Here is a 16,280-nt window from a genome sequence, read left to right on the forward strand (position 1 = left end):
GCCTAGTCGCGCGGCCCACCCGCAACGTAGATGACCTGCCCGGACACGAAGCCCGCGCCTTCGCTGACCAGGAACGACACGGTATGCGCGATGTCTTCCGGATAGCCGACCCGACCGACGGGCGTATTGGCTGCCGCAGCCGCCTTGAAGTCCTCGAATGGGACCCCGACGCGTTCGGCGGTCGCCGCAGTCATATCGGTGACGATGAACCCTGGCCCGATGGCGTTGGCCGTGACGCCGTACTTGCCGAGCTCGATGGCAAGTGTCTTCGTGAAACCCTGCAGTCCGGCTTTTGCCGCGGAGTAGTTCACCTGCCCGCGATTGCCGAGCGCCGAGACACTCGACATGTTGACGATGCGTCCCCACTTCTGCTCGACCATGTACTTCTGGGCTGCCTTGGTCAGCAGGAAGGCGCCGCGAAGGTGCACGCCGATCACCGAGTCCCATTCCGACACAGGCATTTTGAAGAGCAGGTTGTCACGAGTGATACCTGCGTTGTTCACCACTATGGTCGGTCCGCCGAGTTCGGTGGCAATTCGTTCCACGGCCGCGGTCACCGAGGCTTCGTCGGAGACGTCGGCACCGACGCCGAGTGCAGCACCACCGGCAGCGGTGATCGAGTCGACTGTTGCTGCACACGCGGCCTCGTCGAGATCGAGCACTGCGACAGCGAAGCCGTCGGCCGCGAGACGTTGTGCGATCGCCGCTCCGATTCCGCGGGCTGCACCCGATACGACGGCGACTCTGGTGTTGGCACTGCTCACGACGGGGTCCTCCTGTAGCTGCTGCTAACGGCAATGGTGCGGTGTTCGATCGAGCTTACGAAGAGTGCATTCGACCACGAACGGGGTACCACGATGTTTCGCGATCCAGAACTGCCGGACTGGCTCGAATACGTGCTCGGACTGCTCGGCGTGCGCTGGTGATCCGAGCCCGCTAGCCCGCTAGCCGACGATCCGCGTGATCGCCTTGACCGGCAGCGGCAGCCAGTTCGGACGATGCCGGACCTCGTACACGGCTTCGTAGATGGCTTTGTCGAGTAGATAGGCCTCGAGGAGGTCGGACTCGCCGCGCGGATCGGTGCCTGCGACCGATGCGTAGCCGTCGCAGAATGCCGAGCCGTTGCGTGTTGTCCATTCCTTGGCTCTGAACTCGCGTTGTGAATCCTGCAGCGTCGAAAAGTCGGTCAGTGAATGGTGCCCGGCGTAGTCGAACGACCGAAGCATGCCTGCGATATCACGCAGCGGGCTGTCCGGAAGCCGCCGCTCGGCGATCGTCTTGACCGGTTCGCCTTCGAAGTCGATGATGATCCACCGCGACGGAGCTCGAAGTGCCTGCCCGAGATGTAGGTCGCCGTGGATGCGCTGCACCGTTGTCGGCGCGGCTGTTGCCGCCTTGTCGAAAACCGCCTGCGCTGCCGCTCGCCGTTCGGCGATTTCGGGAACGATCGCGGCCGCGGCATCGAGACGTCGGGTCATTCCTGCAATGGTGTCCGCCGACACCGCCGCATGCGTCGAGCCGAGTTGACGGGCAAGGTCCGCATGGACGTGCGCGACGGCCTCGCCGAGCCGCTGGGCCTCCCCTGCGAAGTCGGTGCCGACTTCGGCGGCGTGCAGGTCCGCCTCGACGAACAGATCGCGCACACTGTTGACGGCGAGCGACCAGCCGTCCGCGGCATTTGCGACGAACTCTTGCACCATCGCGAGGGTGAGTGGCTCGCCGTCGAGTTCGGATTCGATCCAGCCGAGCAGGGGTGCGACGTGCTCGCAGCCGCTGTCGGCCAACGCGCGGTGCAACTCCAGATCGGGGTTGATGCCAGGCTCGAGTCGGCGAAACAGCTTGAGCAACAGCTGTTCTCCATACACGATCGAGGTGTTGGATTGCTCGGCGCCGATCGGCCTACTGCGTAGTGCTGTGTCGATGTCGCTACCGGCGACCGTGCGAAAGGTGATGCTGCCCAACGTTTGTTGTTCCGCAAGCGCTGTCAGGTAGTGATCGTCGACCTCGTGGTCGGCAGTGGCGTCGTAGACCACGGGACGCTCGGTGCCGGGTATCGGGTCGACATCGAGGTCGGGTAGTGCGAAGGGCAACAGTGCTTCCGGTGGATGGACCCGGTAGGCGAGTGGAATCTGATAGCGCTGCGCAAGCCCGACGGCGAACTCGACATCGACGACCACCTGCTCGGCTGCGAAACCGTCGGTGTCGATCAGGGATTCGCGCAGTCGCAGGCGCACTGCGCTCAGCGTGAGGCTCTTGCCGGAGAACCAACGCTGCTCGGGTAGCCAGAGCGCCAACTGTGTGCACAGTTCGGAATCGGACGGCAGTGCCAACGTCATGACTGCACCGCGGCCTCTGCCTCGCTGCTGACGGGATGCCCGGTTGCGGCACCTTCGGTACGAGGATCCGGTTGCAACGCAAACCAATAGAACCCGTGGCCAGGCAGTGTGATCATGTAGCCCTGGTCCGTGATCTTCGGAAACGGCACCGACCCGGTCAGTTCCACAGGAATCCGACCTTCGAAGATCGATAGATCGAGCACGACTGCCTGCGGGAATCGCGACAGGTTGTTCACACACAGGATGACGTCACTGGAGCGTCGCTGCGCTTCCGAGGGCGCGAGTTCTCGCACGTACGACAGAATTGCCGGATTGCTGTTGCCGAGTTCGGTGAACGTGCCGAGGCCGAACGCCGGATGTTGTTTGCGCACCTGGATCATCCGCCGCGTCCAGTGCAGCAGAGTGTTCGTCGAATTCATCTGGGACTCGACGTTGACGGACTGAAAACCGTACGTCGGGTCCATAACCACAGGCAGGTACATACGTGCGGGATCGGCACGCGAGAAGCCCGCGTTGCGGTCGGGAGTCCACTGCATCGGAGTCCGGACCGCGTCGCGGTCGCCGAGCCAGATGTTGTCGCCCATCCCGATCTCGTCGCCGTAGTACAGCATCGGCGAGCCGGGCAGACTGAGCAGCAACGCGGTGAAGAGTTCGAGTTGGTTGCGGTCGTTTTCCAACAGTGGTGCCAGGCGCCTGCGAATCCCGATGTTGGCCTTCATCCGTGGGTCTTTGGCGTACTCGGCGTACATGTAGTCCCGCTCGTCGTCGGTGACCATTTCCAGCGTCAATTCATCGTGATTGCGCAGAAAGATTCCCCACTGTGCCGACTTCGGAATGGCTGGAGTCTGGGCGAGGATCTCCGAGATCGGAATCCGGTTCTGCCGACGCACCGCCATGAAGATGCGGGGCATCAACGGGAAATGAAACGCCATGTGGCATTCGTCGCCGTTGTCGGGTTCGCCGAAGTACTCGACCACGTCCGCGGGCCACTGATTGGCTTCGGCGAGCAGGACGCGTCCCGGGTACTCCTCGTCGACCACACTGCGGCAGCGCTTGAGGTAGGCGTGCGTCTCGGGCAGGTTCTCGCAGTTCGTCCCCTCACGGGCGAACAGGTACGGCACGGCGTCGAGCCGAAAACCGTCGATGCCGAGATCGAGCCAGAAGCGCAGCACGTCGATCATCGCGTCCTGCACTTCGGGGTTGTCGTAGTTGAGATCCGGTTGGTGGGAGAAGAATCGGTGCCAGTAGTACTGGCCGCGTACTGGATCCCACGTCCAGTTCGATACTTCGGTGTCGACGAAAATGATTCGTGCGTCAGGGTATTTGTCGTCCGTGTCGGACCACATGTAGTAGTCGCCGTACGGTCCGGTCGGATCCGACCTCGACTCCTGGAACCAGGCGTGGGTATCGGAGGTGTGGTTCATGACCAGGTCGGTGATGACGCGAATTCCACGGCGGTGCGCGTGATCGAGCAGCGTCACGAAGTCTTCGACAGTTCCGAATTCGGGGAGCACAAGTCGAAAGTCGCGGATGTCGTAGCCGCCGTCGCGCAGCGGGGAATCGTAGAAGGGCGGTAGCCACAGACAGTCGACGCCGAGCCACGACAGATAGTCGAGTTTGTCGGTGAGCCCGCGCAGATCACCGGTGCCGTCGTTGGACGAATCGGAGAAGGCGCGAACGAGAACTTCGTAGAACACCGCGCGTTTGAACCACTGGGTGTCGACCTCTAGCGGTTTGGCGTGGCTGAAGTCTTCGGCTCGAGACTCGACGAGATGTCCGTCGGCGGTGTGTTCGGGCTTCAGGTTGTCGTGCTTGGACGAAGGTGTGTTGCGCGGCAGTCCATGCTTCTCGAACTGCGTTCGCGACAAATCTTCAAGGGGCATGCGCACCTCGGCGGTCGGTTCGTCAGGTTCGGATCTATCCCGACCCTAGCGCGATCGCCGAGGTGCTGCCGTTCCCTGCAGGTGAAACGCTTTCTCAGTGCATCAGAAGCGGTGGGGCTGCTTCTTTGTCGTCCTCGACGGGGGCCTTCGGCTTGGTCCGCGGCAAGAAGTACGCGGGGATCAGCGTCAACGCAATCAGCACCACCGCGACCATAAATGTGTTGCCGAATGCCTCGCCTGCCTGCTGCAGACCAGCCTCCAGCACGCCGGGAACCTTTTCGAGTTCGGCCCTGATGCCGGGGTTCTGCTGCGACGCGATGGCAGGTCCCGCGAATTCACGATTCTGGATGAGGTTCGTCAGAACAACCGACATCGTTGCCGTACCAACAGATCCGCCGACCTGGTTCACGATGTTCATCAGCGTCGAACCGCGTGCGACCTCGTGATGAGTCAGCGTCTGCAGCGCTGCAGTCATGATCGGCATCATCGTGGCGCCCATGCCGAGGCCCATGACGAACAGCGAGCCGAGCAACAGCGTGTAGGACGTATCTGCGCCGACCTGTGTGAACACGGCCATCGACAGGCCGATAAGGGTGATACCTGCCATCACGATCTTGCCGGGTCCGATCTTGTCGACCAGGAAGCCGGCAACTGGCATCGTCAGCATTGCGCCTATGCCCTGCGGGGCAAGCAACAGACCCGCGTGCAATGTCGATTCTCCTCGCACTTGCAGGAAATAGCTTGGGAAAAGCAGTCCCGCGCCGAAGAATGCGACAGCGAACAGCGACATCGACAGCACAGCGACCGTCAGATTTCGGTTCTTGAACAAATGCAGATCGATTAGCGGATGTGTGGCCCGCAGCGCGTGGAAGACGAAAACCACGACCAAAATGAATCCGACTATGGCTGGTATCAGCACCCTGGCCGACGCGATCGTCCCCATCTCCGGGATCGACGAAACGCCGAACAGCAGCAGCGCAAGGCCGGGCGATAGCAGCAGCATGCCGACGAAGTCGAACGATTCCGACGGTGACGGATCGTCGGACGGCAGGATGAAGATGGCTGCGATGAGCGCGATGGCGCCGATCGGCACGTTGATCAGGAAGATCCAATGCCAGCTGGCGGCTTCGATCAGCCACCCGCCGAGGATCGGTCCGCTGATCGGTCCGAGGAGCATCGGGACTCCGAGTACGGCCATGACGCGACCGATACGTTGTGGTCCCGCAGCGTGGGTCATGATCGTCATACCGAGCGGCATCAGCATGCCGCCGCCGAAGCCCTGCAGCACGCGGAATCCGATCAGCGACGTGATGTCCCATGCGAAGCTGCACGCCACCGAGCCGGCAACGAAGAGCACAAGAGCCGTGATGAACAGCCGTTTGGTGCCGAAACGGTCTGCGCCCCAGCCTGTCAGCGGAATCACCGTGGCAAGCGCGAGCGTGTATCCGGTCATCGTCCATGCCGCGATGGCGAACGATGTCTCGAAGACGTTGACGAACGTCGGGATCGCGACGGTGACGACCGTGAGGTCGAGAATCGACATGATCGCACTGAGCACGACGACTCCGGCGATCTTCAGAACCCGGGCATCGAGCTTGTCGGAGCCGGCAGCTGGTGCGGCGGAGCCGGTATGTGGAGGTGAGGTCACCGGTTCAGCCTGGCAGGTTCGTTTGCTCAGCGCTAGTCCGGACAAGGGCCCGAATCCTACGGGCACGAGGGTGCCAGTGAGGCAGAACGCCGAGTGCCCACGTCGGTATTCGACCGATTTACCGACTCGACGATTGTTTCGGGCTCAGTAGCTGTAAATCTGGATTTGTTTGAACAATGGATCGATCGGAGCCAATTCGAGCAATCCGGTTCGCGGAGAATGAATTGCATTCCGAATTCCCCATAAGACCGGTCAGTATGGTAGAAATTGATCGAGTTCGTTGCGCAAGGGGGTAATTCACCACTATGGATCGTGCCGTCAAACCTCCGCGTCCCAGATACAAGTTTTCGGTGTTGGGATCGGATTGGGTCGAGTGGCTCATCGTCGGATTGCTGTGCGTCGTCGCTGCCCTCGGAATTGCCCTACTGACCGGATCGCTCGGCTATGCGTTGGCCGCTGGAGTGGTTCTGCTCGCCGCCGCAACGGCGGTAATCGCGTTGCTGTAAGCGGCTACGCCGCTCGTGAGTCCTTTCGGAGGGCCCGCCCACCGAAAAGACTCACGAGGTCGCAGGCCCTCTACGGACTCGGCTGCGGTAGTTCGCAATCGGTGACCTTCGGATTGACGCCCACATAGTTCAGTGGCCCGGCAAGTACCGTCACAACGATCGTGCCCACACCGGCGCACGACTCTGCCTCACCCTTGTAGTAGCCCCTCTGGCCGGCCGCGATTGCGCCGATGATCAACCAGATGAGTACAACTACCGTTGCAATACGCATGGCGGTCTCCTTGTCGCTGAAGGTAACTGGGGACTACCCGCGCGACTAGCAGGAGAAACGTCCTATCAATTGGCTCCTCTGGTGAAGCGGTCGTCACCGCCGGAAGAGCTTGTTACCCAACCACACGATCGGATCGTATTTGCGATCCGCGACGCGCTCCTTCATCGGAATGAGGGCGTTGTCGGTGATCTTGATGTGCTCCGGGCATACCTCGGTGCAGCACTTGGTGATGTTGCACAGCCCGAGACCATGCTCTTCCTGCGCGACGTCGCGCCGATCGGCAACGTCGAGCGGATGCATTTCCAACTCCGCAATGCGCATGAGGAACCGCGGCCCCGAGAAGGCTTCCTTGTTCTCCTCGTGATCGCGCACAACGTGACAGGTGTTCTGGCACAGGAAGCATTCGATACATTTGCGGAATTCCTGGGACCGCTCCACGTCGACCTGCTGCATGCGGTACTCCCCCGGCTTCAGCTCCGGCGGGGGCGTAAACGATTGCACTTCACGAGCTTTCGCATAGTTGAACGAGACGTCGGTGACGAGGTCTCGCATCACGGGGAAGCTGCGCATCGGAGTGACCGTGATGACGTCGGCTTCGGTGAAGGTCGACATTCGCGTCATGCAGAGGAGGCGTGGTCGCCCGTTGACCTCCGCCGAACACGACCCGCACTTGCCCGCCTTGCAGTTCCACCTGACCGCGAGATCCGGCGTCTGCGTTGCCTGTAGCCGATGAATGATGTCGAGGACCACCTCGCCCTCGTTGACCTCGACGGTGTAGTCGTGGAGCTCTCCACCCTCGATGTCACCGCGCCAGACCCTGAACTTCGCGTCGTAGGACATCTCAGGACTTCCTTCCAGGATGGTCGGCGAGTTCGCCCTCGGTGTAGTACTTTTCGAGCTCGCCGATATCGAAGAGCTCGAGCAATTCGCCGCGCATCGCCGTCTGCTCCCGCTTTGCGACGCTCACGCCAGGCACCAGACCGTCGCCTTCGGCCGGATCGGCCGTACAGACGAGCAATGTGTTGCGCCAGTTCGCGTCCATCTTCGGATAGTCGTCACGGGTGTGGCCGCCACGACTTTCCGTGCGGAGCAAGGCGGCCTTGGCGACACATTCGCTTATCAGCAACATGTTTCGCAGGTCGATCGCAAGGTGCCAACCCGGATTGAACGGCCGCTGCCCTTCGACGACTACCCTGCTCATTCGGCCGCGTAGCTCTTCGAGCTTGCCGAGTGCCCGCTCGACCTCTTCTTCCTTGCGGATGATGCCGACGAGGTCGTTCATCGATTGCTGCAGATCGGAGTGCACGGTGTACGGGTTCTCCGCGGCGCCGTCGGCAGGTTGATCGAAGGGAACCAACGCATTTCGCGCAGCAGCCTCGACATCGGCTGCGGTGACGGATGGACGTTCCTTCAGCGCCGTCACGTATGCCGCGGCGCCGAGGCCCGCTCGACGTCCGAATACCAGTAGGTCCGAAAGCGAGTTGCCGCCGAGTCGATTCGAGCCGTGCATTCCACCGGAACACTCACCGGCAGCGAAGATTCCGGGCACGCTCGCGGCACCGGTGTCGGGATCGACCTCGATCCCGCCCATGACGTAGTGACACGTCGGACCCACTTCCATGGGCTCCTTGGTGATGTCGACGTCGGCGAGTTCGAGGAATTGATGATGCATCGACGGTAGCCGCCGCTTGATCTCCGCAGCAGGCATCCGCGAGGCGATATCGAGGTAGACCCCGCCGTGTGGGGTGCCACGGCCCGCCTTCACCTCCGAGTTGATGGCACGCGCGACCTCGTCGCGTGGCAACAGGTCGGGAGTTCGACGACTGCTGTCGTTGTCCTTGAGCCACGCGTCGGCTTCTTCTTCCGTTTCCGCGTACTGGCCTTTGAACACCGGTGGGATGTAGTCGAACATAAACCGCTGACCCTCGGTGTTCTTCAAAACGCCACCGTCACCGCGGACCCCCTCGGTGACGAGGATGCCCTTCACGCTCGGCGGCCAGACCATGCCGGTCGGATGGAACTGGATGAATTCCATGTTGATCAGCGACGCACCGGCCCGCAGCGCGAGAGCATGGCCGTCGCCGGTGTACTCCCAGGAATTCGACGTCACCTTGAACGACTTGCCGATACCACCCGTCGCGAGCACGACCGCTGGTGTCTCGAAAAGGATGAACCGACCCGATTCGCGCCAGTAGCCGAACGCGCCTGCGATCGCGCCGTCTGCTTTGAGCAGCTCCGTCACGGTGCACTCCGCGAAAACCTTGATGCGGGATTCGTAGTCGCCGGTCTCCTTGAAGTCTTCCTGTTGCAGCGCAACGATTTTCTGCTGCATCGTTCGGATGATTTCGAGTCCGGTGCGGTCGCCGACGTGCGCGAGACGAGGGTAGGTGTGGCCGCCGAAGTTGCGCTGGCTGATTCGACCGTCCTTGGTCCGGTCGAACAACGCGCCGTACGTCTCGAGTTCCCACACCCGGTCGGGCGCTTCGCGGGCGTGCAGTTCCGCCATCCGCCAGTTGTTCAGGAACTTGCCACCGCGCATGGTGTCTTTGAAATGCGTCTGCCAGTTGTCCTTCGAGTTCGCGTTACCCATCGACGCGGCGCACCCGCCCTCGGCCATCACCGTGTGGGCCTTGCCGAACAACGACTTGCAGACGACCGCAACCGTGAAGCCGCGTTCGCGAGCCTCGATCACGGCTCGGAGTCCGGCACCGCCGGCACCGATCACGACGACGTCGTAGGAGTGCCGTTCAACCTCTGTCATGGATTACGTTTCCTTCTTGGGCGAGCCGGGGCGAGCTGAGTGCCGAGATCGACTGCCATGTGAGGAGTCGGCGTCGCCACTAACCGACGAAACGAAGATCTGTCAGAGTTCCGCTCGCGACGAGCATTACGTAGAAGTCGGTGAACACGAGCGTGCCGAGCGTGATCCAGGCCAACTGCATGTGCCGTGTGTTCAGCTTCGACACCTGCGTCCAGATCCAGTACCGGACGGGATGCGCAGAGAAGTGCTTCAATCTGCCGCCGGTGATGTGGCGGCAGGAGTGGCACGACAGTGTGTACGCCCACAATGCGACGACGTTGACGACAAGTACGACGTTGCCGAGCCCGAACCCGAACCCGCCGGGTGAGTGGAAGGCAGTTATGGCGTCGTAGGTGTTTATCAACGAGATGACCACCGCCGCGTAGAACAGGTAGCGATGCGCATTCTGGACGATGAGCGGAAAGCGCGTCTCGCCAGAGTATTTGCTGTGGGGTTCCGCAACGGCGCACGCAGGTGGTGACAACCAGAAGGCCCGGTAGTAAGCCTTGCGGTAGTAGTAGCACGTCAGCCGGAAAAGCAGCAGAAACGGCAGTACTACGAAACCGAGCGGTACGAGCATCGGCAACTCGGGGAACGGTGTGCCGAAGTGGCTCGAACCCGGAACGCACGAATCACTGAGACACGGTGAATAGAACGGCGTGAGGTAGTGATATTCCTCCACCCAGTACGCGGTCCGCACGAACGACCGAACCGTCGCGTAAGCGACGAATGCGCCGAGTCCGATGGCCGTCAGAACGGGTGGAATCCACCAACGATCGGTCCGCAACGTTCGGGCGGAGAGCTGAGCCCGCGTCGAGGAGAAGACGCCAGTTCTACCGTTGTCGTGCTGTTCTGCGTTGCGGTCGGTGGCGGGTGCGCTCACTTGGTCCGCTCGCGCGAGTGGAACCCGAGACCCTCGTCCTGGGCACCCATCCACGCCGATTCGTCGGAGCGGCTGTCCGGGACGTAGATGACGTCGTTTCGGCGTTCCGGTGCGCCTTTGATCGGAGGTGGTGGCGATTCCTCCAGGTCGGCAGCATCGAGATCGAGACGATCGAGATCGTTGACGAGCCGGGTTATCGGTCGGGCGTCACCGTACTGCGAGCGAAGCGCGCCGATGCATTGTCTGAGCTGGCCGATTGTCTGGCGAAGCTCGTTTATTTCGGTGGTTGACATGGGCTGTACCTCCGAGGGGGCTGTGTGACGAAGAGCACACTACGTCATGGTAGCCGCGTCTGGCGGGTGGTTCGCCTGCCGAACGATTATGTGACTCAGCTCACTTTCGAGGCTTCCTCGGAGGACGAACAAGGCGGCCGCACACCGGCGCGGCCACCTCGTTCCGGGATCGAAAAGAGCTGTCGGCTTGCTATGGAGTGATGGTTGTCTTCGTGTTGATTTCCTCGGCAGCGGCGTTGACGATCGCGGCCTGGTCGGGTGTGGCGTCGAGGTTCAACTACAGGACGTAGATGCCGTCCTTCCCCTCGATGACGACGGTCTTCTGTGCGGCCAGAATCTCTTGTCCGCCTTCGGAGTGCGTACCGGCGATCGCCAACGAGGGAAAACCGGAGAACGTGGATTTGGTCTCGGGCTGGACCTCTGTGTAGTCGGGCAGGTTCTTCAGTTCGCCGCCCGCGTATTCGATCAACTTCTCTTGGTCGACGTTGCCCTCGAGCTTCGACAGCAGGGCGATGATGCTCGGCTGATAGTTGCCTGCGTCTGCGCCCGAATAGACAATTGCCGCATATGCCCATTCCGGGGTATTTGCCCCGGCGTTTTCCCAACCCGCTGGGAATGTCAGATCGATCGTCGGAGCATTTGGATCGTCGGGCTTGACGGGTGTTTCGGTTATACCGTTCTGCGCGATGTAGTCCGCAATGGTCTCGTTCGCACCCTCGGTCGATGTCGGTTTCGCCTTGGTCGTCGATTCGGCTTTTCCGCTCGAGGTTGCAGCGGCTGACGTGGTGGCCTGGCTCGACGTGGCCGACGACGATTTGTCGGAATCGTCCGATCCGCACGCCGCGAGTGCGAGAACGCAGGAAGCGGCGACAACAGCGACCGGAAGTTTCAGCAGAAGTTTTTTCATAACGCATTTTGTACGGGTCATTTCCGCTGCACGTCAATGGTTCAGGAGCAATACCGGCACAAGTACCGGCCGACGCTGAGTAGAACTACCGCTTCGACGACACGAATTGCCGGAAAATTACCCTGCGGCCAGTTCGGTGATCGGGCGCTGTAGAAGAACCGCGCTGACCCGTTCGACGAGGCTGGTGATCGAGCTGGCCACCTCTGCAGCCTGATCGAGTATCACGCCGTGTCCTGCCCCTTCGAGGCACACCAACACCGATCCGGGAAGGCGCGATGCGATCGCTATCGAGTGCTCGAACGGAGTGACCACATCCGCCGAGCCGCCGAGAATCAGAGCGGGAATCTGCTCGAGGATCGACAGGGTTTCCGATTCGTCGAAACCGATGAACGATTCGAGGAAGCCGGACATCGTCACGACGGAGGTCTCGTTGAGCATCGCCGCGGCAACCGCAACCATCCGGGGGCTCACCTTGCGGTTGCCGAAGCCGGCATTGCGCACGATGGGCTCACATACGCTGCGGCTCATACGCTTCGAGGCATGCATGACACCGGGTGCCCACTTGACGGCGCCACGGAGTGCGGCAACGGCAGGACGCCTCAGCCATCGTCCGATACCCGCTTCGGTGAGTCTGCTCGCAGCCGAGGCGATGAGACCGACACCGACTATGCGGGTGCCGATTTCGGCGGGATTCTGGCGCGCGTAGACGAGTGCGGTCATGGCACCCATCGAGTGCCCGACGAGCACGATCGGTCCGGTCGGGACGACCGCACGAAGAACGGCGGACAGATCGCTGCCGAGCTGATCGAGATTGTAAGTGTCGTAAGGGGCTTCGCCCGATTCGCCGTGACCACGGTGGTCGTAGAAGACCATGCGGACCTCGGTACCCCAGGTCTGCGTGAGGTGGCTCCGGAGGTAGGTCCACGAGTCGGTTCGGAGGCAATGCCCGTGTACGAACACGACAGTCAACGGGGCGTCCGGTCGACCGAATTCGCGGACCGCGAGCGGTACGCCGTCGTCGGCTGACACGGTAATGCGATGCCCGTCGATATCGGCGGCGGGTACGACTCGAGCGGTGGCGAATCGAGTAGTCGACATGTCGGTCTCCCGTGTTTGGGTTCCTGACCGGTTGTCGCGTGGGGCTGCGACTCCGTTACTACTGCAGAACAAACTTCTTTGCTGCGGTAGATGGATGGTCGCCCAGAAGTTGCCTGTACCGATGGGTAGCAAAGCAACCGTTATCGTCCCGGTGTGCAAACGACGCCGAAATATAGTTTGCGAGCCTTGTATTCCCGAGTCTTCCAATGTCTACGAAAAGGGCTAGAACCTCGTGAGTCCTTTTGGAGGACAGGACCTCCGAAAGGACTCACGAGCGGCGTAGCCGCCTATTTTGTCGGCGGCAGGAATGGGCGTGACAGATTTTCCTCCGTCGAGGCACCCGGCTCCCATTCCGAGATCCAGGGTCCGGTTCCTTCGCTCTGGTCGAGGACGCCTTGTTCGAGCCATTCGTAGCGACCGTCGAGAACGCTTTCGGCGATGCGGCCGTCGAGGTCGTCCGTGTTCTGCCACAGCGCTGCGAAAAGGTTCTCGACCCGCAGTGTCGCCTGTTCGCAGAATGCCTCAGCGAGTTCGAATGCGGTGTCACCTTCGGCCGGATCGCCGGCTCGCTGACTTTGCGCGCGGACGATGACGGCCGACATCGCGAACAGTTCCGCACCGATGTCGACGATTCTGCCGAGGAATCCCTGCCGATATTCGAGCTTGGCCTGCCAGCGCGCCATGCCGTAGAGCATGGACCTGGCCAGTTTGCGCGAGCTACGTTCGACGAAGCGCAGATGTGTTGCGAGTGAGTCGAATTCGCTGTAGGAGGTCGGCAGTTGGCCCTTACCCGCGACCAGTTGCGGCATCCATTTGACGTAGAAGCCGCTCGCCTTGACGGCGGACTTTGCCTTCGCGCTCGTGGGTGCTTTCGCATTGACGAGATCGCCGGCAGCGACGACGTGCGCGTCGGATGCTTCCCGCGCGACGAGAAGTCGCATTATTTCGCTCGATCCTTCGAAGATCCGGTTTATCCGAAGATCGCGAAGAAGTTGCTCGGCCGGCACTGCTCGCTCGCCGCGTGCCTTCAACGAGTCCGCCGTTTCGTAGCCGCGTCCGCCACGAATCTGCACCAACTCGTCCGCGATCCGGCAACTCATCTCGCTTGCCCACAGCTTCGCGAGCGCTGCCTCGATCCGGATGTCGTTACGTCCCTCGTCGGCCATCTGTCCGGACAGATCGAGGACCGCCTCCTGTGCGTAGGTGGTCGCCGCGATGAACGAGAGTTTCGCCGCGACCGACGCGTGTTTGCCGACCGGACGTCCCCACTGGACGCGTTCGGCAGACCATTCGCGCGCGATCTTCAGGCTCCATTTGCTTGCCGCGGCGCACAGGGCGGGAATGGCGAGCCTGCCGGCATTGAGTGTGGTCAGCGCGATCTTGAGACCGTCGCCTTCACGGCCGACGAGGTTCTCTTTCGGCACCCGGACGTTGTGCATTCGGGTGACGCCGTTCTCGATACCGCGCAGGCCCATGAACCTGTTGCGCCGCTCGACGGTGACACCGGGTGCTGCCGCTTCGACGATGAACGCCGAGATGCCGCCTCGGTGCCCGTCGCTCTTGGGTACTCGCGCCATGACGACGAGCAACTCTGCGACGACGCCGTTGGTCGTCCACAGCTTCACGCCGTTGAGTTCGTAGGCGGACCCACCTTCGATCGGAACCGCCGAGCTCGCCATCCGCGCCGGGTCGGATCCGACGTCGGGTTCGGTCAGCAGAAAGGCGCTGATGGCCCCGCGGGCGCAGCGGGGCAGGAACTCGGCCTTCTGTTCCGGAGTGCCGGCAAGTTTGAGTGGTTCGGGTACGCCGATCGATTGGTGTGCCGACATCAACGCGCCGAGCGATGCATGGACGGATCCGATCAGCATCAGCGCTTTGTTGTAGGAGACCTGAGACAAGCCGAGTCCGCCGTATTCGGGCGGGATCTTCAGGCCGAAGCAGCCGAGTTCGGCGAAGCCTCTGATGTATTCGTCGGGTATCCGTTCCTCGCGCTCGATCAGTGATCCGTCGACCGTCTCGCAGAACGTGGCAAGTTTGGCTAGGAATTTCGCGGCTACAGCTGTCTCGGCTGCGGGGGGACTTGGATACGGGTGGACGAGATCGAGTTGGAAGCGGCCGAGGAAGAGTTCTTTGCAGAACGAGGGTTTGTCCCAGCCGCTGACTCGCGACTCCTCGACGAGTGCTCTCGATTGCTCTTCGGTCGGTTCTACTTTCTGCGTTGCCACCACTGGAGTCCTCCTAGTTTTTCGCTCGCGTGACCCCAGTGTTCTCCCAGTGCGTCGGCTGTGGTGGCGAAACGACGACGTTGGTTACCAGCGGGTACTGCAGTTTCGGGCGAGCGAATTCAGCGCAACCAGGTGAGCAGTTTCTCGTAGACGGATTCGTTGTTGAGCAGGGAGAAATGGTTCGCGGACCCGATGTGCATCCCGTTTTCGACCTCGAAACCGATACGCCGCGACTTGTTGGAACCCGACGCGCTCGGCACAAGGACGAGTCCGTCGCCGATGATTCGGCCGAGTGGGTGGCGAGGGCTTCGTGTGATGGTTGCGGACACGAAATAGTGCTGCGCGCCGAAAAGTAGCGGCACCTCCTGGCATGCGGCGATCCGGAGCGCATCGGGATCGCGATCGCGCCAGTCCTGGTCGACGAGGGAGCCTGCGAAGAGGTCTCGGATACCGCCGCTTCGTCTGCGGAGCAGGCGGCTGAACGGACGCGTCTCGGGAAGGACGTTCAACGCAGCGCTGCCGTAGTGGACGAGCCGCTCGAGTGGCGCGCCGAGATGTGGTGAGCCGAGGCAGACCGTGTGGCGAACGAGATGCACCCACTGTGTCCATTCGTCGCTGCCGAGGCAGCAAGCGCCCCGCGCGATCAGTCCGCCCATCGAGTGGCCTACGAAAGAAATTCGTTCGACGGGGACCGGCCATTCGCCGACAAGCTCGTCCATCAGTTCTGCCAGGGACCTGGCGTTGTCGGAGATGCGGCGGCCGCTGTTGTAGCGAATGTAGATCGGCGTCGCGTCGAGATCGTCGACGAGTCGGTCGCCGTAGGTCGGGCGGCCACCGAGCTTCCAGGCGTACTCGCTCTCGACGAGGCCGTGGAGGAATACGACGAGGTGGGGCGTCGCGGCCGGGAAAGTTGTTGCGAGCGAATCTTTGTCGAGACTCACCTCGACTCCGGCAACGCGAACCGACATCGCGCTCGTCGCGAGTTCGTGGCCTTCGGCTTCGAGGGTATCGCCGACGAGGCCCTGTACCGCGGCGATGAGTCCGGCACCACGGGAGGTGTGCGAAAGCGGTGCCGAATTGGGGAGGTCGACGGTCTGTTCGGCCACTTTGCCTGCGAGCGAGGCACTTTCGGCTACCGCGGTGTAGACGACGTCGGTGATGGCGTCGTGGATCGCTTTGACAGGAGTGTGCGCAGATCCGACGCCGAGGCCGACTGTGGCGAAAATTCGGTCCGACACCGACCGGTGAATACTGCTGATCCCGCCGACCGCACCCGCGATCTCGTCGAAGGCGGTCCTGGCAAGTGCGCGGACTTCGGTCCGTCGTTGAGTGGCCAACTCGCTCATGGATAACGAGTGTACAACTGTTCACTGAAGCCTGCCACATGCCGTTCGGCGCTGCTGTCGGTAATCTTCGTTCGCCGGTGAACG

Annotated in this window: 14 protein-coding genes; 1 reads left to right on the forward strand and 13 read right to left on the reverse strand. The window is 61.9% G+C overall.

Translation table 11 applies throughout. The features are described 5' to 3' along the window. Positions 1-2: 2 nt before the first annotated feature. The 4 genes from fabG to JGU71_RS08755 all read right to left on the reverse strand — a co-directional run bounded on the left by fabG (position 3) and on the right by JGU71_RS08755 (position 5,867). Positions 3-764: a 3-oxoacyl-ACP reductase FabG gene (fabG, locus tag JGU71_RS08740; protein WP_199703694.1), complete on the reverse strand. Its 762-nt coding sequence runs from the start codon at positions 762-764 to the stop codon at positions 3-5. A gap of 180 nt (positions 765-944) precedes the next feature. Further along, positions 945-2,336: a maltokinase N-terminal cap-like domain-containing protein gene (locus JGU71_RS08745; RefSeq protein WP_199703695.1), complete on the reverse strand. Its 1,392-nt coding sequence runs from the start codon at positions 2,334-2,336 to the stop codon at positions 945-947. Next, positions 2,333-4,219, reverse strand: coding sequence for a maltose alpha-D-glucosyltransferase (gene treS / locus JGU71_RS08750; protein WP_199703696.1), 1,887 nt, complete (start codon positions 4,217-4,219; stop codon positions 2,333-2,335). The genes JGU71_RS08745 and treS overlap by 4 nt, the downstream gene beginning before the upstream one ends. A 94-nt stretch (positions 4,220-4,313) precedes the next feature. Next, positions 4,314-5,867: a DHA2 family efflux MFS transporter permease subunit gene (locus JGU71_RS08755; RefSeq protein WP_199703697.1), complete on the reverse strand. Its 1,554-nt coding sequence runs from the start codon at positions 5,865-5,867 to the stop codon at positions 4,314-4,316. Between the two features lie 350 nt (positions 5,868-6,217). On the opposite strand from JGU71_RS08755, the gene JGU71_RS08760 reads away from it, so the two are divergent. Beyond that, on the forward strand, positions 6,218-6,373 hold the full coding sequence (locus tag JGU71_RS08760) for a hypothetical protein (protein WP_199703698.1): 156 nt from the start codon (positions 6,218-6,220) through the stop codon (positions 6,371-6,373). Positions 6,374-6,443: 70 nt separating this feature from the next. Here JGU71_RS08760 and JGU71_RS08765 read toward each other — a convergent pair whose 3' ends face one another. The 9 genes from JGU71_RS08765 to JGU71_RS08805 form a co-directional block, all read right to left on the reverse strand. Continuing rightward, a complete protein-coding gene (locus JGU71_RS08765; RefSeq protein ID WP_199703699.1) occupies positions 6,444-6,644 on the reverse strand; it encodes a hypothetical protein in 201 nt (66 codons plus the stop codon). A gap of 93 nt (positions 6,645-6,737) precedes the next feature. Further along, entirely contained in the window at positions 6,738-7,484 is a 747-nt protein-coding gene (locus JGU71_RS08770; RefSeq protein WP_199703700.1) for a succinate dehydrogenase/fumarate reductase iron-sulfur subunit, read from the reverse strand. Between the two features lies 1 nt (position 7,485). After that, positions 7,486-9,405, reverse strand: a complete 1,920-nt coding sequence (locus tag JGU71_RS08775; RefSeq protein WP_199703701.1) for a fumarate reductase/succinate dehydrogenase flavoprotein subunit — start codon at positions 9,403-9,405, stop codon at positions 7,486-7,488. Between the two features lie 79 nt (positions 9,406-9,484). Next, a complete protein-coding gene (gene sdhC, locus JGU71_RS08780) occupies positions 9,485-10,327 on the reverse strand; it encodes a succinate dehydrogenase subunit SdhC (RefSeq protein WP_199703702.1) in 843 nt (280 codons plus the stop codon). Beyond that, positions 10,324-10,620, reverse strand: a complete 297-nt coding sequence (locus JGU71_RS08785; protein ID WP_199703703.1) for an Rv0250c family protein — start codon at positions 10,618-10,620, stop codon at positions 10,324-10,326. The genes sdhC and JGU71_RS08785 overlap by 4 nt, the downstream gene beginning before the upstream one ends. Positions 10,621-10,897: 277 nt before the next feature. Further along, positions 10,898-11,527, reverse strand: coding sequence for an LpqN/LpqT family lipoprotein (locus JGU71_RS08790; protein WP_233528993.1), 630 nt, complete (start codon positions 11,525-11,527; stop codon positions 10,898-10,900). A gap of 117 nt (positions 11,528-11,644) precedes the next feature. Then, positions 11,645-12,625 carry an alpha/beta fold hydrolase gene (locus JGU71_RS08795; RefSeq protein WP_199703704.1) on the reverse strand — a complete coding sequence of 327 codons (981 nt, stop codon included), beginning with the start codon at positions 12,623-12,625 and terminating at the stop codon, positions 11,645-11,647. A gap of 287 nt (positions 12,626-12,912) precedes the next feature. Further along, complete coding sequence (locus JGU71_RS08800) at positions 12,913-14,850, reverse strand: acyl-CoA dehydrogenase family protein (protein WP_372433134.1); 1,938 nt, start codon at positions 14,848-14,850, stop codon at positions 12,913-12,915. Between the two features lie 119 nt (positions 14,851-14,969). Continuing rightward, positions 14,970-16,196: a lipase family alpha/beta hydrolase gene (locus JGU71_RS08805; protein ID WP_199703706.1), complete on the reverse strand. Its 1,227-nt coding sequence runs from the start codon at positions 16,194-16,196 to the stop codon at positions 14,970-14,972. Positions 16,197-16,280: the final 84 nt, after the last annotated feature.

Source organism: Antrihabitans stalagmiti (assembly GCF_016482825.1).
Taxonomy (GTDB): Bacteria; Actinomycetota; Actinomycetes; order Mycobacteriales; family Mycobacteriaceae; genus Antrihabitans; species Antrihabitans stalagmiti.

Coding starts and splice junctions, on each gene's coding strand:
- JGU71_RS08745 (WP_199703695.1), bottom strand. CDS start 2,336: ATGACGTTGGCACTGCCGTCCGATTCCGAACTGTGCACACAGTTGGCG.
- treS (WP_199703696.1), bottom strand. CDS start 4,219: ATGCCCCTTGAAGATTTGTCGCGAACGCAGTTCGAGAAGCATGGACTG.
- JGU71_RS08765 (WP_199703699.1), bottom strand. CDS start 6,644: ATGCGTATTGCAACGGTAGTTGTACTCATCTGGTTGATCATCGGCGCA.
- JGU71_RS08770 (WP_199703700.1), bottom strand. CDS start 7,484: ATGTCCTACGACGCGAAGTTCAGGGTCTGGCGCGGTGACATCGAGGGT.
- JGU71_RS08775 (WP_199703701.1), bottom strand. CDS start 9,405: ATGACAGAGGTTGAACGGCACTCCTACGACGTCGTCGTGATCGGTGCC.
- JGU71_RS08785 (WP_199703703.1), bottom strand. CDS start 10,620: ATGTCAACCACCGAAATAAACGAGCTTCGCCAGACAATCGGCCAGCTC.
- JGU71_RS08790 (WP_233528993.1), bottom strand. CDS start 11,527: ATGAAAAAACTTCTGCTGAAACTTCCGGTCGCTGTTGTCGCCGCTTCC.
- JGU71_RS08795 (WP_199703704.1), bottom strand. CDS start 12,625: ATGTCGACTACTCGATTCGCCACCGCTCGAGTCGTACCCGCCGCCGAT.
- JGU71_RS08805 (WP_199703706.1), bottom strand. CDS start 16,196: ATGAGCGAGTTGGCCACTCAACGACGGACCGAAGTCCGCGCACTTGCC.